The organism is Azonexus sp. R2A61 (assembly GCF_021401135.1).
Lineage (GTDB): Bacteria > Pseudomonadota > Gammaproteobacteria > Burkholderiales > Rhodocyclaceae > Azonexus.
The window spans coordinates 88,977-108,485 of sequence record NZ_JACBFO010000006.1; the positions used below are offsets into that span (position 1 = coordinate 88,977).

Sequence of the window (19,509 nt, forward strand, 5' to 3'; positions counted from 1 at the left end):
AACGCATGTCCCACGCCAACGCCCGCAAACTCCTCCTGCTGCTGGCCGCCTGCCTCGTCCAGACGGCCGTCCAGGCCCGCGAGATCGTCGACATGATCGGCCGCAAGGTTGAAGTCCCGGAGCGCATCGAACGCGTCTTCGGTTCGGCGCCGCCGCTCAACGTGATGCTGCACGCCGTCGCCCCGGACAAGATGGTCGCCCTGAGTTTTGCGGTGACCGACGACGGCAAGCCCTATTTCCCGCCCCGCCTGCTGGGCCTGCCGGTGGGCGGCGGGATTTTCGGCATGGGCCAGCAGATGAATGCCGAAGCCGTGCTCGGCATGCAACCGGACATCGCCCTCGCCTGGCAAAGCCCGTTCACCGATGCCGCCCGCGTCGAAAGCGCCTTTGCCAAAACCGGCGTCCCGGTCATTTTCATCAAGCTCGACGAACTCGCCGACTGGCCGGCCGGCCTGCGTTTCCTGGGCCGCTTGCTGGGCCGCGAGAAAGCGGTGGAAGCGCAGGCCGCCTACATCGAGAACAGCCTGCGCAAACTCCGGAAATTCGTCGCCGCGGTGCCGGAACGGCGGCGGCCGCGCGTCTATTACGCCGAAGGCCCGGACGGACTGGCTACCGACTGCCACCGTTCCTTCCACACCGAGGCCATCGAACTGGCCGGCGGCTACAACGTTTACCGCTGCGAACCGAAGAGCCACACCGGCATGGAGCGGATCAGCCTGGAGCAGGTGATCGCCTTCGATCCGGAAGTCATCGTCACCCACGAGCGCCAGTTCTTCGCCAGCGTACGCAACGATCCGCGCTGGCAGGCGATCCGTGCCGTCCGCCAGGGCCGCATCCATCTCGTGCCGAAATGGCCGCACAACTGGATGGATCGCCCGCCGTCGCTGATGCGCGCACTCGGCGCGCAATGGCTGGCCAGCGTTTTCTATCCGACAAGCTACCGCTTCGATCGTCACGCCGACACCCGCGCCTTCTACCAGCTGTTCTTCAAGGTTGCGCCGGACGACGCCCAGATCGACCGGCTGTTCGAGTAAGGCCGCACCATGATGCAGGCGGCCCACCCTCTCTGCTGCCCGAAACGCCCCCGCGCCGGTCAGCCGACGTTTTCTCTCCACGTTGGGCTTTTCCCGCGACTGCCGGCCGGCGGTCGCGGGCATTTTTTGCCCGAGCCGGAGAAAACGGCCTGATGCCGGCCTGGCTGCGCCTCGGTCCGGCACTGCTGCTCGGCGTCGCCGCCGCCATGCTGGCCGCGCTGTGCGTCGGCCGATATCCACTGCCCCTGGCCGACATCCTGCGTTTCCTCGGCGCCGCCGCCGGCCTTTGGGAGATGCCGACGCGGGAATTCGACACGCTGTTCAACCTGATCGTGCGCATCCGCCTGCCGCGCGTGCTCGCCGCGGTGCTCGTCGGCATGTCGCTGGCCACCGCCGGCGCCGCCTTTCAGGGCGTTTTCCGCAATCCGCTGGTCTCGCCCGGCCTGCTCGGCGTGCTCGCCGGAGCCGCTTTCGGCGCCGCCCTCGGCATCGTCCTCGACCTGCCCTGGGCGATGGTCCAGTTGCTCGCCTTCCTGATGGGCGTTGCGGCGGTCACCGTCGGCGTCGGCATCGCGACGCTGTTCGGCAACGGCAGCGTGATCATGATGGTGCTCGGCGGGGTCATTTCCGGTGCGCTGTTCACCTCGCTGCTGTCGATGGTCAAATACGTCGCCGATCCGTACAACCAGTTGCCGGCCATCGTGCATTGGCTGATGGGCAGCCTGGCCCTGGCCGACCTCGACCAGATCGGCGTGCTGATCATCCCGATCGGGATCGGCGTGACACTGCTATGTACGCTCGGCCGGGCGCTCGACGCGCTGACCATGGGCGACGACGAGGCGCGGGCCCTCGGCATGCCGGTGCAGGCCCTGCGCATCCTGATCGTCGCCCTGGCGACGCTGATCTCGGCGCTGACCGTGTCGCTGGCCGGCATCATCGGCTGGGTCGGGCTGATCGTGCCGCACATCGCCCGCCTGCTGGTCGGCCCCGGCAACGCTGCGCTGCTGCCGACCAGTGCCGCCCTCGGCGCCGGCTTCCTGCTGGCCGCCGACGGGATCAGCCGAACCGTGGCGACGACCGAAATCCCGATCGGCATCGTCACCGAACTGATCGGCGTGATCGCCTTCGTGCTCGTCCTCGGGCGCGTGCGCAAGGGATGGCTGTGAGCGACACGCCCAGACTCGTCGCCCACGACATCCGCCACGCCTATCGCGGCCGCGTCGTGCTGCAGGGCGCCGGCCTGACGCTGCGCCCCGGCGAAGTAGTCGCCCTGCTCGGCGCCAACGGCGCCGGCAAGAGCACCTTGCTGCGCATCCTGCTCGGCCTGCTGCGGCCGACCGCCGGCCAGGTCACGCTGTCCGGCATCCCGCTCGCCGGCTACCCGCGCCGCCGACTGGCCGGACTGATCGCCTACGTGCCGCAGGTCCATTCGACGCCCTTTCCCTATACCGTGCGGCAGATCGTCGGCATGGGCCGGCTGCCGGCCAGCGGCCTGTTCGCCGCCCCGTCGGCCGACGACCGTACGGCCGTCGAGCAAGCCATCGAACGCCTGGGCATCGCCCATCTGGCCGACACGCCCTATACCGAAATTTCCGGCGGCGAACGACAGCTGGCGCTGATCGCCCGCGCGCTGGCCCAGGGCAGCCGCCTGCTGGTGATGGACGAGCCGGCCAGCGGCCTGGACTACGGCAACCAGATTGCGCTGCTCGCCCTGCTGCGCTCGCTTGCGGTCGACGGCTACGGCATTCTCAAAACCACCCACCACCCCGACCACGTGCTGGCCGGCGCCGACCGCGTCGCGCTGCTGCGCGATGGCCGCATCGTTGCCGACGGCAAACCCGCCGAGGTGCTCACCGGCCAGCGCCTGAGCGAACTCTACGGCGTCGCCGTCGCGCCGGTGCGGCTGCCCGACGGGCGACTGATCGTCGCCCCGCGCCTGCCGGAGGAAGATCGATGAACACGCCAGTCGAATACGCCCTGTTCGCCAACGTCGAGAATCCCTTCGACGACGCCCCGCGCGCCCTGCGCGAATCGGTGGACACCATCGTCCATGCCGAAGCGCTCGGCTTCGAACAGGTCTGGCTGACCGAACACCACTTCAACCCGTTCAGCATCAGCGCCGCGCTGTTGCCGCTGCTCGCCTACCTGACGGCGCGCACGACGCGTATCAAGCTCGGCGCCGGCGCGCTGTTGCTGCCGTTCCACGATCCGGTGCGGATCGCCGAAGACCTGGCGACCATCGACGCGCTGGCCGACGGCCGCCTGCTGCTCGGCGTCGGCCGCGGCGGGCCGTTTCCCGAACAGTTCAAGCACTTCGGCATCGCCCCCGAAGACAGCCGCGCCCGGCTGTTCGACGCGCTCGACCTGATCGAGGAAATTCTGCAAAAAACACCGGTCGACCGCAGCAGCGGGCATTACCGCTACGACAACCTCGCCGTCTTCCCGCGCCCCTTGCGCCCACGCCTGCCGACCTGGCTGGCCAGCCTCAACGACGACAGCCTGCGCCTCGCCGCGCAACGCGGTTACGGGCTGATGGGGCCATCCGCCGCGCCGGTCGAAAAGCTGCGCGAAGCGCTGGCCGCCTTCGCCGCTTACGCCGACCGCCCGGCTCTACCCTTCGTCGTCGCCCGCTACTTCCTGTGTGCCGACGACCACGCCGCCGCCCGCCGCGAAGCCTCGCCCTTCATCCGCGACTTCGGCAGCAACATGCGGACGATCTACCGCGACTACCCGAATTCGCCGGCGATGCGCCCGTTCGGCCAGGCCGCCGAGGAATTCGCCGACGACAGCCTGCTGGCCAAGGCCATCGTCGGCGACCCGGCGGCCTGCATCGAGCAATGCCTGGCGCTGCGCGAAGCCATCGGCCCGCACATCCTGCTGCTCAAGCCGGCCGCCTACGACCCCGACACCAACCGCCGTTCGCTGACCCTGTTCGCCGAACGCATCCGCCCTGCCTTGCCCACCCACGACTGACCAGGAGAACCGCCATGTGCCAATCCCAGAACGCCCACCCGCAACCCGCCGCCCCGGCGCCGCATGCCTGCGGCTGCAGCACGCACGGCAGCCGCCCCGAGGTCGGCCGCCGGGTGCCCGAAGCGCATGACATGGACTACCCCGAAGTGCCGTTCCCGACCGCCCGCGTGCTCGCCACCGCCGGCGCCGCCAGCTTGCGCAAGCTGGTCTTCCGCCATCACGAGCGCCTGCGCCAGAGTGAAATCGGCCACCTGTTCGCGATGGACGACACGCAATTCGCCAAACTGGTCGGCCACATTGCCGACTACGTCGTCGAAACCTGCGGCGGCCCGCAGAAATTCACCGAAGAACGCGGCGCCGGCTGCATGCGTACCCGCCACTTCCCGTTCACCATCGACGAGCGCGGCCGCGAGGTGTGGATGGAAAACCTGTTCCACGCCATGGAAGAAACCGGCTTTCCGCTCGAACTGCGCGAGGAATACTGGACCTGGCTCGAAGCCATGTCGATCCGCATGATCAACCGCCGCACGACCAAGGCACAACCGGTACGGATCGACTGGGCCGACGCCAACGCCCGCTACCGCGAGACCGTCGCCGCCTGAACGGAGCACAGCCGGCGTTCCGGTTTACCATGCGCTTTCCGAACCGCAAGGAAGCGCCATGCCGAAACGCTTGCTCCCGCTGCTCTGCCTCGCCTGCCTGGTTGCCCCGAGCCACGCCCAGGTCCCGGAAACCGTCGCCCGCGGCCTCAACCATCCCTGGGCCGTGGCCTTTCTGCCGAACCAGGATTATCTGGTCAGCGAACGCACCGGCGCGCTGCGCGTGATCGGCCGCGACGGCAAGGTCCGCCCGCCCGTCGCCGGCCTGCCGGCCATCGCCACCGGCGGCCAGGGCGGGCTGCTCGACCTGGTGCTGGACAGCGACTTCGCCAGCAACCGCCGGCTCTACTTCTGCTTTGCCGAACCCGCCGCCTTCGGCCGCGGCAACAGCACCGCACTGGCCAGCGCCCGACTGTCCGAGGACCGGCGCCGGCTCGAAGACCTGCGCATTCTGTTCTCGCAACGCCCGAAAGTCGCCAGCGAGCTGCACTTCGGCTGCCGCATCGTCGAAAGCCGCAACGCCGGCGGGCAACCCGACGGCAAGCTGTTCCTGACGCTGGGCGAACGCTATCACCGGCGCGACGACGCGCAGACGCTGGACAACCACCACGGCAAGGTCATCCGCATCAACAAGGATGGCAGCATACCGGCCGACAACCCTTTCCGCGGTCGACCGGGTGCCTTGCCCGAAATCTGGAGCTACGGCCACCGCAACCCGCAAGGCGCCACGCTCGCGCCGGACGGCACGTTGTGGCTGCACGAACACGGGCCGCGCGGCGGCGACGAAATCAACCTGCCGCGACCCGGCGCCAACTATGGCTGGCCGCTGGTCAGCCACGGCCGCAACTACGACCTCACCGCCGTCGGCGACGGCCAGCAGAGCAAGCCCGGCACCGAACCACCGCTGCACACCTGGACCCCCTCCATCGCCCCCGCCGGCATGACTTTCGTCACCAGCGAGCGCTACGGCCAGGCCTGGGTCGGCAACCTGCTGGTCGGCTCGCTGAAATTCACCTACCTCGCCCGCCTCGAACTCGAACGCCCCTACGCCGGCAAGGTCGTCCGCGAAACCCGCCTGCTGGCGTCGCTGGGCGAACGCATCCGCGACGTACGCCAGGGCCCGGACGGCTATCTCTACGTGCTGACCGACAGCCCGGACGGCAAACTGATCCGCTTGCTGCCGGTGAAAACCGCCCCCTGAATCTCACTCCCTGAGACTGACGCCCCCTAAACTGGCCTCGCATTCGACGAGGCCTTTTGGGTTAACCCGATGCATCCGCGCTCGGGGGGAGTGGATTGCCATCGGAATATGCACTTAAGATGAGAGTCTTTACGACAAAAATCCCATCATGTCGCGTGCAACGATGACCGAGTTCACTCCCTCAGACTTGAAAACCATCCTGCATTCCAAACGGGCCAATCTCTATTACCTTGAGCACTGTCGGGTTCTGGTCAATGGCGGTCGCGTCGAATACGTGACCGACGAAGGGTCGCGTTCCATGTATTGGAACATCCCCATCGCCAACACCACGTCGATCATGCTCGGCACGGGTACCTCCATCACGCAGGCCGCCATGCGCGAATTGGCCAAGGCGGGCGTGATGGTTGGCTTCTGCGGGGGCGGCGGGACGCCCTTGTTCAGCGCCAACGAAATCGATGTCGAAGTGGCCTGGTTTTCACCGCAGAGCGAATATCGCCCAACTGAATATCTACAGGCTTGGGTTCGTTTCTGGTTTGACAATGCAAAGCGTCTCGAAGCTGCCAAAGCCTTTCAACAGGTTCGTCTCGACTTTATCGCCAAACAGTGGACCAACAATCGGCAGTTGTCTGATGCCGGTTTTCAGGTCGATGCTCATGTCTTGCTCAATGCATTGGACTCGTCGCGCCAGCACGTTGAAGCCGCAATCGACAATACCGCCTTGCTGACCGAAGAGGCGCGGCTGACCAAGCATCTCTTCAAGCTGGCGGTCAACGCCGTCGGCTACGGTGAATTCACGCGCGCCAAGCGCGGTGGCGGCACCGATCCGGCCAATCGTTTCCTCGATCACGGCAACTATCTCGCCTACGGCCTCGGGGCGACGGCGACCTGGGTGCTCGGTCTGCCGCACGGGCTGGCGATCCTGCACGGCAAGACGCGGCGTGGCGGACTGGTCTTCGATGTCGCCGATTTGATCAAGGATGCGCTGGTTCTGCCGCAAGCCTTCATCTCGGCCATGCGCGGCGACGATGAGCAGACTTTCCGCCAGGGTTGCATCGAACGCTTTACCCAGACCGAGGCGCTCGATTTCGCCATCGATACGATCAAGGTCGTTGCCCTCAATACGGGGGCAGCCGAGTCATGAACATCATGCTGATTTCCCAGTGCAGCAAGAATGCGCTGGTCGAAACCCGGCGCATTCTCGACCAGTTCGCCGAGCGGCGCGGCGAACGGACGTGGCAGACGGCGATTACCCAAAATGGCCTGGATACCTTGCGCCGTCTGCTGCGCCAGACCGCCCGCAAGAACACGGCGGTAGCCTGCCACTGGATACGCGGCAAGGACCACAGCGAACTGATCTGGATCGTCGGCGATGCCCGCCAATTCAACGAACGCGGTGCCACGCCGACCAATACCACCAGCCGCGACATCCTGCGCGCCAACGATGAAAACGACTGGCACAGCGCCGAAGTGATCCGCCTGCTCGCGAGTATTGCCGCGCTGTTCCACGACTTCGGCAAGGCCAGCGAAGCTTTTCAGGCCAAACTAAAAAGCAGCAAACCCCTGGCCGATGCCTATCGCCATGAATGGGTTTCGCTGCGCCTGTTCGAAGCCTTCGTAAATGGCGATGACGATGCCGACTGGTTGGCGCGGCTGGTCGATCTTCCTGATGGCGCGGCCAAGGAAGTCGAGTCCCGCCTGCTCAAGGACGGCCTCAGCATCAGCAACATCAAGACGCCGTTTGCCACCTTGCCGCCCCTGGCGCAGGTCGTCGGCTGGCTCATCGTCAGCCATCACCGCATGCCGACGCCGGAAACCCTGCATCACAAGGCGCTGGTTCATCTGCCCGCCAATATCGAAGCCAACTGGTGCGGCGCTCGCGAAGGCGTCAGTCAAAAGGAGATTGCCGCCTGCTGGCATTTCCCCAAGGGCTTGCCGCTGACCAGCAAGCACTGGCGCAAGCATGCGGGCAGAGTGGCGTCGGCCTTGCTGCAACAACTGGAGCGTGAGCCGCGCGACTGGCGCCGGGAGGCTTACGTCTTGCACCTTTCCCGCATGGCGCTGATGTTGTCCGATCACTACTATTCCAGCGAACCGAGCCACGAGCGCTACGGCGACAAGGTCGGCAAGAAGGATGCGGTCTACGCCAACACCGACCGCAAAACCGGCCAACTCAAACAACGCCTCGACGAACACCTGATCGGCGTAGAGGTGAACGCCAGCCGAGTCGTGCGGACTTTGCCCCGCTTGGCAGCACAACTGCCGCGCCTGGCCCGTCACAAGGGGTTTCGCGAACGCAGCAAGGACGCCTTTGCCTGGCAGAACCGCGCCTTCGACCTGGCCGAAGGCCTGCGCGCTCGTTCAGCGGAGCAGGGCTTTTTCGGCATCAACATGGCGTCGACCGGCTGCGGCAAGACGCTGGCGAACGGCCGCATTCTCTATGCATTGGCGGATTCGGGGCGCGGGGCGCGGTTCACCGTTGCCCTCGGTTTGCGCACGCTGACCTTGCAAACCGGCGATGCCTATCGCGACCGCCTGCGTCTCGGTAGCGACGAAATGGCCGTGCTGGTCGGCGGTGCCGCCGTGCGGGCGCTGCATGAGCAGCAACAGGCCGAAGCCCGTCTGCAGGCCAAGGGCTCGGAATCCAGCGCCGAACTGCTGCCCGAATACAACCAGGTTTTCTACGACGGCAGCCTGGAGGATGGCCCGCTGAACCGCTGGCTGGGCGAAAACCAGCCAGCCAGCAAATTGCTCAACGCGCCCATCCTGGTGTGCACCATCGACCACCTGATGCCCGCCACCGAAGGCACGCGCGGCGGTCACCAGATTCCGCCCATGCTGCGCCTGATGAGTTCCGATTTGGTGCTCGACGAGCCGGACGATTTCGGCATGGAGGACCTGCCGGCGCTCAGCCGTCTGGTGCATTGGGCCGGCATGCTGGGCAGCCGGGTCTTGCTCTCTTCGGCCACCTTGCCGCCAGCGCTGATCGAAGGCCTGTTTCAGGCCTATCTGGCCGGACGGCAACAGTTTCAACAGCATCGTGGTCGGCCCGGCCAGCCGCTCAATGTCTGCTGCGCCTGGTTTGATGAATTCTCGGCGGTGGCTTCCGAGCACGGTGCTGCCGAAACTTACCGTGCCGAGCACCAGAATTTCGTGCAGAAACGCCTGGCTCGGCTGGTGCGCGCCGACGCGCGGCGACACGCCGAAATCCTGCCGTTGCCGATTGCCCAGGCCAAGCGCGAAATCGTCTGTGCCGAATTGGCGCAAGCCCTGCGGCCGCAAATGAGCCGCTTGCACCAGTTGAATGGCACGGTCGACCTGGCCAGCGGCAAGAAAATCAGTTTTGGCCTGGTGCGCTTCGCCAACATCAATCCGCTGGTTGCCGTGGCGCGGGAGTTGATCCGCCTCGGTGCCGAGAACGATCAGCGTATCCACCTGTGCGTCTACCACTCGCGGCACCCGCTGCTGGTGCGCTCGGCCATCGAAAATCGACTGGATCGCCTGCTCAACCGAAAACAGCCGCAAGCCGTCTTTGCCGCGCCGGAAATCCAGCAGGCGCTTGCCGCCGGCCCGGAAGCCGACCACCTCTTCATCGTTCTCGCCACCGCCGTTGCCGAAGTCGGGCGCGATCATGACTATGACTGGGCGATTGTCGAACCCTCGTCGATGCGCTCGATCATCCAGTTGGCCGGACGGGTGCGCCGGCACCGGCCGGAAGCCTACACGCCCACCAACTTGTTGCTGCTCGACGCCAACATCCAGCACCTGACCACCGGCATGAGCCAGCCGGCCTTCCTGCGCCCCGGCTTTGAATCGTCCAATCCCGCGGCCAAGAACTTCCGCCTTCTGAGCCATCGTCTGGCCGAACTGCTGACGCCGGAGCAACTGAAAAACATCGACGCTTCCAGCCGTATTCGCGAGCGCGATGCGCTTAACCCGACCGGAAATCTGGTCGATCTTGAACATGCCCGCTTGTGCGAACTGATGCAGGCGGCGGCGTCCGGACAAACGCCGCTCAGCCTGCCTGTGCCCTTGTGGTGGACGACCGGTGCGCATCTCAGCGGCTACCTGCAGCGCCGCGATCCCTTCCGCCAGGACAAGCTGGGCCGACAACGCTACGGCCTGCTCCCGGACGAGGACGGGGAGATTGGTTTCTATCGCTTTGGCGATGACGGCAAGCCGGTTGCGGTCGACCACCTCCTGCATCGAGTTTTCTTGGAGCCAGGGTCTGGCGTCAGTTTTTGGGGAGAGGAGGATTACGCGGCAGCGCTGGCGAGTCTGGCCGAGCGCCGAGATATGGAACTGCGCGAATGCGCGGAGAAATTCGGCGGACTCGACTTGCCGTTGAAGTCTGTTGAGGATGGGCAGCGCGTGGACGAAGAGTGGGGGTATCACGCAGTCTTGGGACTTTGGCGGGAGAAATAAAAACGGGGCGCTTGGCCCCGTAAAAAACTGCCTATCCGGCAGTGTGCGTAGCCCTAATTTGGAAACTACTTTTTCTAAGCTGCTTGTTCAGCAGTGTGCGGATTGTCTCAGGTTGTAAAGGATTTAGCCTAAAGAAATTATGTTAGCCATAAATTGAAAACTACTTGGTTTACATCTGTGGCGGTTTCTTCTACATTGCGATTTGGGTGAGTTGGGGACGACCTGCCAGTCGTCCCCAACTCGGTGCAAAAACCATCTCTTGGTCGAGCCCAATCGCAGGGTCAGTTGCGTTAAGGAGGGGAATTCGGTGCGTAGCAACCATCACGCCTTATTAGGCGTTCCGGCCCCCCAGTGATTTTTGCTGGGGGGCATTGTACGGCAGTCCTTGTTTTTATCCCATGAAGGAGAACGCGCTTGTGAACATGACTTCCAATAGCCCGCCAGGTGCGGATAGTGTCAAACAGGTAATCCTTTCATTTCTGCAAGAGCGCCTCCTGCCCAAGCTGGAAAAGCTCAAGCCGGAAGAGGATGAGCAGCGGCAAGCATTGCTGCAGGATTACCTGCCGGCAAACTGGATTCCCGATGCCGCCCGGCGGGTTGGGCAGATTCAGCAAGTCACCCATGCCCTCAAATTTACCCATCCCGATGCGCGCGGTTCCAGTCTGAGCGTTGCCGGCAATCCGGCGGTCGGTGAGGAAATCGTCGGCACGCATACGGTGGCCCAGCGCTTGGCGCCGGATGTGGTTGGCAATGCTGCGGCGCTGGATGTGTATAAATTTCTCCGCCTTTCGGTGGGCGGAAAAACCATTCTGGAGCTTGCTGCAACGGCTGATCCTGCTCTGGCTGCTGCGTTTTCCGATGATGCCGATCTGGCGAAAACCTGGATGGCGGCATTCGCATCGCTGACCGAAGCCAAGGGACAGCCGGCTTCCAACAAGCTCGCCAAGCAGGTGTATTGGCCGATTGAAGGCCAAAACTACCATCTACTCGCCCCCTTGTTCCCGACCTCGCTGGTGCACGGCTTGTGGAAGCGAATCCGCGAGGATCGCTTTTCTGACGAGGCCAAGGCGGCGCGGGAGGCGAGACGCAACGGGCTTGCCCATCCGCACGGTTATTGCGAATACCCGAATGTGGCGATTCAGAACTTCGGGGGCACCAAACCGCAGAACATCAGCCAACTGAACAGTGAGCGCTATGGGGAGAACTACCTCCTGCCTTCGCTGCCGCCGAGTTGGATATCAGCCGAGGTTCGCGCACCGCTGGCGGTGAACAGCGTTTTTGATGGCATTTTCGGTGGGCGGAAACAGGTTGATGAACTTGTTATAGCCCTACAGAAATTTCTAGTCAGCGTCGAGCATGCCGGGACCAACATCCGCATCCGCGACAAGCGGGCCGAGCTGGCCGGCTTGATCCGCGACGAGGCGTTGCAATACGCCGCCGAGTTGCGGCAACTGGAACCGGGCTGGAGCGCGTCGCCCGAATGCCTGCTCAATAGCGCCGAGCAATGCTGGCTGGACCCGGAGCGTACCGAGCTGGACGCCGATTTCGCCAGCCTGCGGCAACGTGGCGATTGGCAGGACGAAATCTGCCGGCGCTTCGGCAACTGGCTGAATGCCCGCCTGACCACTCCTAACACACCGATGGGCGCGATTGAAGCGGCGCATTGGCGCGATGTTCTGGACGAGGAAATGCGCTTGATGCGCGATGAGGTGGCCGACGATGAGTGATGTCTTTGCTTTGGTTCTGTTGCCGCATCTCAGGGTGCAGAATGCCAACGCCATCTCCGGGCCGTTGACCTGGGGTTTCCCTTCGCCGACTGCCTTTGCCGGGTTTGCGCATGCGCTGGAACGCAAGTTCGCGGCGGAGCTGAATGAAGGCTTTGCCGGGGTGGGGATCATCTGCCACCATTTCGAACCGCAGGTCTTTCAACCGCCGGGGCGTCGTACCCAGGTGTTCCGCTTGACCCGCAATCCGGTCGGCAAAGACGGCGGCACGCAGGCTTTGGTCGAAGAAGGCCGCGCCCACATGGAAGTCAGCCTGGTTATTGCCGTCAGAGACTACAAGTCCGAAGGCGACGGCAAAGAACTGGCCGAGCGGCTGCACCACGCCGCCCAGGGCATGCGCCTAGCTGGCGGCAGTCTGCTGCATCAGGAGGGGAAACGCTATCAGGCCCAATGGTGGCCGCTGGCCGGCGATATCGAGGGCGACGCCAGGATATTCCGCCGCCTGCGCCGTCGCCTGTTGCCGGGTTTTGCCCTGGTTCAGCGGGACGACTTGCTGGCTGGTCATCTGGCGGAAATGCGGGCGACACAGCCGGATAGCAACGCCCTTGACGCTTTGCTCGATCTTTCGCGGCTCAACATCGAGCCGGTTGTCAGCCAAGCGGACGAGGCTGGTGCGCCAGTGAAATGGGAAATCCGCCGCAAGCCCGGCTGGCTGGTGCCATTGCCCATCGGCTACGCCGGCATTTCACCGCTCTATGCGCCGGGCGAGGTGGAAAATGCCCGCGATGGCGCCACGCCTTTCCGTTTTGTCGAAAGTCTTTACTCGCTGGGTGAGTGGGTCAGTCCGCATCGGCTCGATGATTTGAGCCAATTGCTGTGGACGCAGGAGACCGACGCAGCCAACGGCATTTATCGCTGCATCAATCGCTATTCCGAATCGCTTGATAATTTCAAGGAGCAACAAAATGGCTAAAACCGACCTGAAAACCGCTTCCGTCCTCGCTTTTGAACGCAAGCTCGATCCTTCCGACGCGCTTTTCAGTGCTGGAAAATGGGTTGACCGTAGTACGGGAGAAAAATGGGTGCCTGTCACCGTGCGCGAAAAATCCGTGCGCGGCACGATCTCCAATCGGCTTGCTACCAAGGACCAGGACCCGGCCAAGCTTGATGCTTCGATCCAGTCGCCGAATTTGCAGACGGTTGATGTGGCCACCTTGCCCAACGACGCCGATACGCTGCGCGTGCGCTTCACCCTGCGCATCCTGGGCGGCGCCGGTACGCCCTCCGCCTGCAACAACGCCGATTACCAGATCAAGCTGCAAGGTACGGTGCAGCAATACGCCAAGGAGGTCGGCTTTGCCGAACTGGCGCGGCGTTACGCCAGCAATCTGACCAACGGCCGTTTCCTTTGGCGCAACCGGATGGGGGCGGAACAGATCGAAGTCCAGGTTCGCCAACTGGCACAGGGCGAAGCTGCGCAAAGCTGGTCTTTCGACGCGCTGAATTTTTCGCTGCGCGATTTTTCCTCCGATAGCCCGGCCTTGGGTGAACTGGCCAAGGTGATCGAGCTGGGACTGGCCGGGCAAGCGCACGCCTTGCTGGAAGTCGTTGCCTATGTGCGGATGGGCGACGGCCAGGAGGTCTATCCCTCGCAGGAGCTGATTCTCGACCGGGGCGACAAGAAAGGCCAAAAGAGCAAGACGCTTTATGTGGTGGGAAACGTGGCTGGCATCCATAGCCAGAAGATCGGTAACGCCTTGCGCACCATCGATACCTGGTATCCGGCGGATGAAGAGAACGGGAGCATCGGCCCGATTGCGGTGGAACCGTATGGCTCGGTGACGTCGCAAGGCAAGGCCTACCGCCAGCCGAAACAGAAGGCCGATTTCTACAATCTGCTCGACGAATGGGTCCTGAAAGACCGGGCGCCGGAAGCGGGCAACCAGCATTACGTGATGGCAACCCTGATCCGTGGCGGTGTCTTCGGCGAAAAGGACTAAGGCATGGATTCCTATATCGAACTCCAACTTTTGCCGGACCCGGAGTTTCCCGCCAACATGCTGATGAATGCGTTGTTCGCCAAGCTGCACCGGGGTTTGGTCAGCAGCGGGGAAGGGCGGGTCGGGGTCAGTTTTCCCGATGTCGAGCATAAAGGTGTCGGTCTGGGAGCGCGACTGCGCCTGCATGGGACGGCGCCTGATCTTGAGCATTTGATGGCGGCGAACTGGCTGCAAGGGATGCGCGATCATCTTTCCTGTAGCCCGGTCAGTCTGGTCCCTGCGAACGCAGCCTACCGAATAGTGCGGCGCGTGCAGGCCAAAAGCAGCCCGGAACGGGAGCGGCGGCGCTTGATTGCACGTAAGGGAATCAGCGCCGAGGCAGCAGTTCAGGCGATTCCTGATAGCGCCGCCGAGATGCTTCGCTTGCCTTACGTACTACTCACCAGCCAAAGCACGGAACAGCAGTTCCGCTTGTTTATCGAGCATCTTCCTGTGCAGAAAGAAGCTGTGGGGGGAGCGTTTAGCGCTTACGGGCTGAGTTCAACCGCGACTGTGCCGTGGTTTTAGACCCTTTTTCAGGGGGTGAAATATCCCCCTGAAAAATCAATGGGTTGTTTGGTGGCGTGGGATTTTGGTTTTGTGGCAGGAATTGGGTTTTTTCTTTAAAAATTCGATTGATAGGTAAATTTTTTTGTACTTCACTGCCGGATAGGCAGCTCAGAAAAAGAGGCGTTTCTTGTCAGTGCCGCCAATGGTCTTCACTGCCGGATAGGCAGCTCAGAAACATCACCTAAGCGTTATGCGTCTTCATGCCGGCTTCACTGCCGGATAGGCAGCTCAGAAATATTTTCCAGTTCAGTGCGTTCATTTGCAGCCCTTCACTGCCGGATAGGCAGCTCAGAAAGCGAAAGCGTGATTTTCCACTCTCATTGCGAGCTTCACTGCCGGATAGGCAGCTCAGAAAGAACCCGGTCGGGAAAAAGATCAGCTCGTACGCTTCACTGCCGGATAGGCAGCTCAGAAATGGACGAAGGCCGTGGTAGCCAGTTGGGTGCTCTTCACTGCCGGATAGGCAGCTCAGAAATTCGACGATCTTGGCGATGTCGTTGGCGGTGCCTTCACTGCCGGATAGGCAGCTCAGAAAATGCTCAAGTTTTCGATGGACACACTGGGATTGCTTCACTGCCGGATAGGCAGCTCAGAAAATCTTGAGCAGGTCGCAGGGTTCGATCACGGCCTTCACTGCCGGATAGGCAGCTCAGAAAATGTCGGCGGTGCCGGCGATGCGCTTCATGACCTTCACTGCCGGATAGGCAGCTCAGAAAATTTGCCGGGCGACGCCCAGCATGGCGGTTTCCTTCACTGCCGGATAGGCAGCTCAGAAAAGCCGGCGCGGGATACGCTGCTGCAGCCGTACCTTCACTGCCGGATAGGCAGCTCAGAAATACAAGATCCGCCATATCTACGGCGGCGCGGTCTTCACTGCCGGATAGGCAGCTCAGAAAGCACCCGTCAGCCCAGACAAATCAAGGCCCGTCTTCACTGCCGGATAGGCAGCTCAGAAACCGAGGAGAAAGCAGCATGAACCGTCCCTCCCCTTCACTGCCGGATAGGCAGCTCAGAAAGGATCAGGGTGGTGACTTCGTTGCTGTTGAGGCTTCACTGCCGGATAGGCAGCTCAGAAACAGCCAGGCGGCCGCCCGATGCTTTTTATTGGCTTCACTGCCGGATAGGCAGCTCAGAAAGCTACGCCCGACGTTCCGTCGTTGAAGTATTCCTTCACTGCCGGATAGGCAGCTCAGAAAATCGATCATCAACACCGGCGCGCCCATCATTTCTTCACTGCCGGATAGGCAGCTCAGAAAAGGCCCACGTCATCGTTGCGGATGGCCTCCATCTTCACTGCCGGATAGGCAGCTCAGAAAAGGTGTGCAGCGGCACCTCATCACCATCGATCCTTCACTGCCGGATAGGCAGCTCAGAAACTGACGGGCGTCGCCTCATGGCCGGCGTTATCCTTCACTGCCGGATAGGCAGCTCAGAAAATCAGTAGGCCGCGCTCTGCGCCGATTGATACCTTCACTGCCGGATAGGCAGCTCAGAAATCGATGAACCAGTTGGACGGCAATTGAAACGGCTTCACTGCCGGATAGGCAGCTCAGAAAAGCGGATTAATAGTTATCCATTTCCATTCCCGCTTCACTGCCGGATAGGCAGCTCAGAAAGCAGCAATATCAAGCGCGGCATGTTCAATCGTCTTCACTGCCGGATAGGCAGCTCAGAAAATGACACGCGACCAGGTCAGTCCCGTGATCTCCTTCACTGCCGGATAGGCAGCTCAGAAAGCCTCGAAGTTGCCTGCGATCACGTCGTTCAGCTTCACTGCCGGATAGGCAGCTCAGAAAGCCAGACTTTTGTTTTGCACCAGCAAATATCGCTTCACTGCCGGATAGGCAGCTCAGAAAGCGAGCCTTCGACCTGGGCGGGATTGTCGGGGCTTCACTGCCGGATAGGCAGCTCAGAAAAGGGTCGCCATACGGGCAGCCGGTGATGACTTCTTCACTGCCGGATAGGCAGCTCAGAAAATACAGCCGCGAATAACCACCCTCGTCGGCCGCTTCACTGCCGGATAGGCAGCTCAGAAAATGCGGCCCCTGCCGCACCCGTCAGCCCAGACCTTCACTGCCGGATAGGCAGCTCAGAAAGTCAGCGATCAGCACAAGAATCAGCCAGGCAGCTTCACTGCCGGATAGGCAGCTCAGAAAAATCTGCGGACGGCACGCGCGCGGAGCGCGTTCTTCACTGCCGGATAGGCAGCTCAGAAAAGGTCCTGCGACGCCGGCGAGAAGTCCGACAACTTCACTGCCGGATAGGCAGCTCAGAAAATCGCGCTCAGCGCTTTCCCCGGCGGCGAGCTCTTCACTGCCGGATAGGCAGCTCAGAAATGATACGACCGACTTCACCTCGACCTTGAGTTCTTCACTGCCGGATAGGCAGCTCAGAAAGTCGCGCCGGCGACACGCATCGCCTCAACCTCCTTCACTGCCGGATAGGCAGCTCAGAAACGATCACTCTCCCGGCATCGACCCCCGCGCCGTCTTCACTGCCGGATAGGCAGCTCAGAAAAAAGCGCAGCGCCTTGCTCACGCGCTGGCCAACCTTCACTGCCGGATAGGCAGCTCAGAAACGGCGCGCGGACACCGGCGATCAGCACGCGATCTTCACTGCCGGATAGGCAGCTCAGAAACGGGTCCATCATCAAATGCAGCGGCACACCGTCTTCACTGCCGGATAGGCAGCTCAGAAAAATCTGCAGAGGAGATCCTGGCAGAAGCTGCTGCTTCACTGCCGGATAGGCAGCTCAGAAATACTTCGACTGCCGCCGCACCAAGCGCAACAGCTTCACTGCCGGATAGGCAGCTCAGAAATTGATGAAACCTAGCCGGCACTTCGTTTGATGCTTCACTGCCGGATAGGCAGCTCAGAAAAATCGTCGCTCATGCCAGGTAGTCGACCGTCACTTCACTGCCGGATAGGCAGCTCAGAAAAACATGCAGAGCAAGCGCTTCCGCGAAGGCCTCCTTCACTGCCGGATAGGCAGCTCAGAAACACTGCGAGCCGACGACCGATGGCCTGCTGCACTTCACTGCCGGATAGGCAGCTCAGAAAAGTCGATGCTAGCCGGCACGCGCGCCGGGCGACTTCACTGCCGGATAGGCAGCTCAGAAAAGGTGGGACGGCCAAGGGCTCCGGCACCGGCGCTTCACTGCCGGATAGGCAGCTCAGAAAAAGACGCACAACGCTTAGCTGTGCGGACTGCGCTTCACTGCCGGATAGGCAGCTCAGAAATGGCGTAACCGACACACCACCCCGCGACCGCGCTTCACTGCCGGATAGGCAGCTCAGAAAGCCTGCACATTGCGCCGCCGGCCGGCAAGCGCCTTCACTGCCGGATAGGCAGCTCAGAAAACTGATCCTGGCGAGTCCGTCCGTGCCGGCTGCTTCACTGCCGGATAGGCAGCTCAGAAAGACGTGTGGGACAGCTATCTCCACGTCGAGCACTTCACTGCCGGATAGGCAGCTCAGAAAAGCAGTGCCGAGAATTGATGAATACGATCCGGCTTCACTGCCGGATAGGCAGCTCAGAAATTGTAGATGGGAAGATGGGTATGGGTGGCCATCTTCACTGCCGGATAGGCAGCTCAGAAAGCATCCGTCACCCGCAGCGTGATCTGATCATCCTTCACTGCCGGATAGGCAGCTCAGAAAGTTCCGCGCGACGCTGCCGCTGTCTGTGACAACTTCACTGCCGGATAGGCAGCTCAGAAAAGGCGACGGCAATTCGATCCCAGAAGCCAAGGCTTCACTGCCGGATAGGCAGCTCAGAAAAGATGCTGTCGATTTTCCGCCTGCCGGCAGTATCTTCACTGCCGGATAGGCAGCTCAGAAAGGAACTGACTGGCTACGAGGCGCTGGAACAGCCTTCACTGCCGGATAGGCAGCTCAGAAACGATGCAGCTCGGCCCGCTTTAGATTAGCGGGCTTCACTGCCGGATAGGCAGCTCAGAAAAGACCAGTTCACCGGTCGTGAGCTGAGCAGTCCTTCACTGCCGGATAGGCAGCTCAGAAAAATCTGCGGACGGCACGAGCGCGGAGCTCGTTCTTCACTGCCGGATAGGCAGCTCAGAAATGATGCAGATGGACACCGCCGCCCTCACCGTCCTTCACTGCCGGATAGGCAGCTCAGAAAACCAGGCCGATGACGGCGGTGGCGACGGTGCGCTTCACTGCCGGATAGGCAGCTCAGAAAGGTGACGCCCTGGACCGGGACGTTGGAGAGCGCTTCACTGCCGGATAGGCAGCTCAGAAATCGGTCGCCTTGACGTTTGCGTCATATGAGGTCTTCACTGCCGGATAGGCAGCTCAGAAATGATGCTGTCGACTTTCCGCCTGCTGGTTCGCCTTCACTGCCGGATAGGCAGCTCAGAAAACTGGCGATCCGGTCGATCCAGCCGTTCCGCGCTTCACTGCCGGATAGGCAGCTCAGAAATCGAAAGCGCCCCCACTGCCGGTCATCGGCAACTTCACTGCCGGATAGGCAGCTCAGAAATGCCGGGACGGTTACCAGGAGCGCATCGCGGCCTTCACTGCCGGATAGGCAGCTCAGAAATCCGAAGCAGCGGTCACGTAATCGATGACCTCCTTCACTGCCGGATAGGCAGCTCAGAAAGCCGTCGAAGTCCAGCGCCCCGCCGTCACCGACTTCACTGCCGGATAGGCAGCTCAGAAAATTGCCCACGAAACTTTCGACTACGCAACGACCTTCACTGCCGGATAGGCAGCTCAGAAAGGCAACTTCGAAGCGGCGGTGAGGAAGTGCGCCTTCACTGCCGGATAGGCAGCTCAGAAAGCTCGGCGCTGCGACAAATGCGGCCGGCGACCCTTCACTGCCGGATAGGCAGCTCAGAAATCGATGTACTTGTTGTTTGCGTTGAATACCGCCTTCACTGCCGGATAGGCAGCTCAGAAATTGCGGATCAGGTCGCGGATGTATTC

Annotated in this window: 12 protein-coding genes and 1 CRISPR repeat array (1 of these 13 cut by a window edge); all 12 genes read left to right on the top strand. The window is 62.2% G+C overall.

Going from position 1 to position 19,509, the window contains the following annotated elements; genetic code table 11:
* Positions 1-5: 5 nt before the first annotated feature.
* The 12 genes from L0962_RS16950 (at position 6) to cas6f (ending at position 14,520) form a co-directional block, all read left to right on the top strand.
* Positions 6-1,034: an ABC transporter substrate-binding protein gene (locus L0962_RS16950; protein ID WP_234087669.1), complete on the top strand. Its 1,029-nt coding sequence runs from the start codon at positions 6-8 to the stop codon at positions 1,032-1,034.
* Between the two features lie 152 nt (positions 1,035-1,186).
* Positions 1,187-2,200 (top strand): iron ABC transporter permease, encoded by a 1,014-nt coding sequence (locus L0962_RS16955; RefSeq protein WP_234087670.1) that lies wholly within the window; start codon positions 1,187-1,189, stop codon positions 2,198-2,200.
* On the top strand, positions 2,191-2,991 hold the full coding sequence (locus L0962_RS16960) for an ABC transporter ATP-binding protein (RefSeq protein ID WP_234087671.1): 801 nt from the start codon (positions 2,191-2,193) through the stop codon (positions 2,989-2,991). The genes L0962_RS16955 and L0962_RS16960 overlap by 10 nt, the downstream gene beginning before the upstream one ends.
* Positions 2,988-4,007: an LLM class flavin-dependent oxidoreductase gene (locus tag L0962_RS16965; RefSeq protein ID WP_234087672.1), complete on the top strand. Its 1,020-nt coding sequence runs from the start codon at positions 2,988-2,990 to the stop codon at positions 4,005-4,007. Before L0962_RS16960 ends, L0962_RS16965 begins: the two co-directional genes overlap by 4 nt.
* 14 nt (positions 4,008-4,021) lie before the next feature.
* Positions 4,022-4,609 (top strand): hypothetical protein, encoded by a 588-nt coding sequence (locus L0962_RS16970; protein WP_234087673.1) that lies wholly within the window; start codon positions 4,022-4,024, stop codon positions 4,607-4,609.
* A 58-nt stretch (positions 4,610-4,667) separates the two neighbouring features.
* Entirely contained in the window at positions 4,668-5,807 is a 1,140-nt protein-coding gene (locus L0962_RS16975) for a PQQ-dependent sugar dehydrogenase (protein ID WP_234087674.1), read from the top strand.
* Between the two features lie 187 nt (positions 5,808-5,994).
* A complete protein-coding gene (gene cas1f / locus L0962_RS16980) occupies positions 5,995-6,948 on the top strand; it encodes a type I-F CRISPR-associated endonuclease Cas1f (RefSeq protein WP_234087676.1) in 954 nt (317 codons plus the stop codon).
* Entirely contained in the window at positions 6,945-10,229 is a 3,285-nt protein-coding gene (gene cas3f / locus L0962_RS16985) for a type I-F CRISPR-associated helicase Cas3f (RefSeq protein WP_234087677.1), read from the top strand. Before cas1f ends, cas3f begins: the two co-directional genes overlap by 4 nt.
* 422 nt (positions 10,230-10,651) lie before the next feature.
* Positions 10,652-11,956, top strand: a complete 1,305-nt coding sequence (gene csy1 / locus L0962_RS16990) for a type I-F CRISPR-associated protein Csy1 (protein ID WP_234087775.1) — start codon at positions 10,652-10,654, stop codon at positions 11,954-11,956.
* On the top strand, positions 11,949-12,926 hold the full coding sequence (gene csy2, locus L0962_RS16995; protein WP_234087678.1) for a type I-F CRISPR-associated protein Csy2: 978 nt from the start codon (positions 11,949-11,951) through the stop codon (positions 12,924-12,926). Before csy1 ends, csy2 begins: the two co-directional genes overlap by 8 nt.
* Positions 12,919-13,953, top strand: coding sequence for a type I-F CRISPR-associated protein Csy3 (gene csy3 / locus L0962_RS17000; RefSeq protein ID WP_234087679.1), 1,035 nt, complete (start codon positions 12,919-12,921; stop codon positions 13,951-13,953). Before csy2 ends, csy3 begins: the two co-directional genes overlap by 8 nt.
* A gap of 3 nt (positions 13,954-13,956) precedes the next feature.
* The gene (gene cas6f / locus L0962_RS17005; RefSeq protein WP_234087683.1) at positions 13,957-14,520 is read left to right on the top strand and encodes a type I-F CRISPR-associated endoribonuclease Cas6/Csy4; all 564 of its coding nucleotides are present in this window, start codon (positions 13,957-13,959) and stop codon (positions 14,518-14,520) included.
* 129 nt (positions 14,521-14,649) lie between these two features.
* A CRISPR array of direct repeats spans positions 14,650-19,509; the repeat unit is 28 nt; unit sequence CTTCACTGCCGGATAGGCAGCTCAGAAA; it runs 636 nt beyond the window's last position.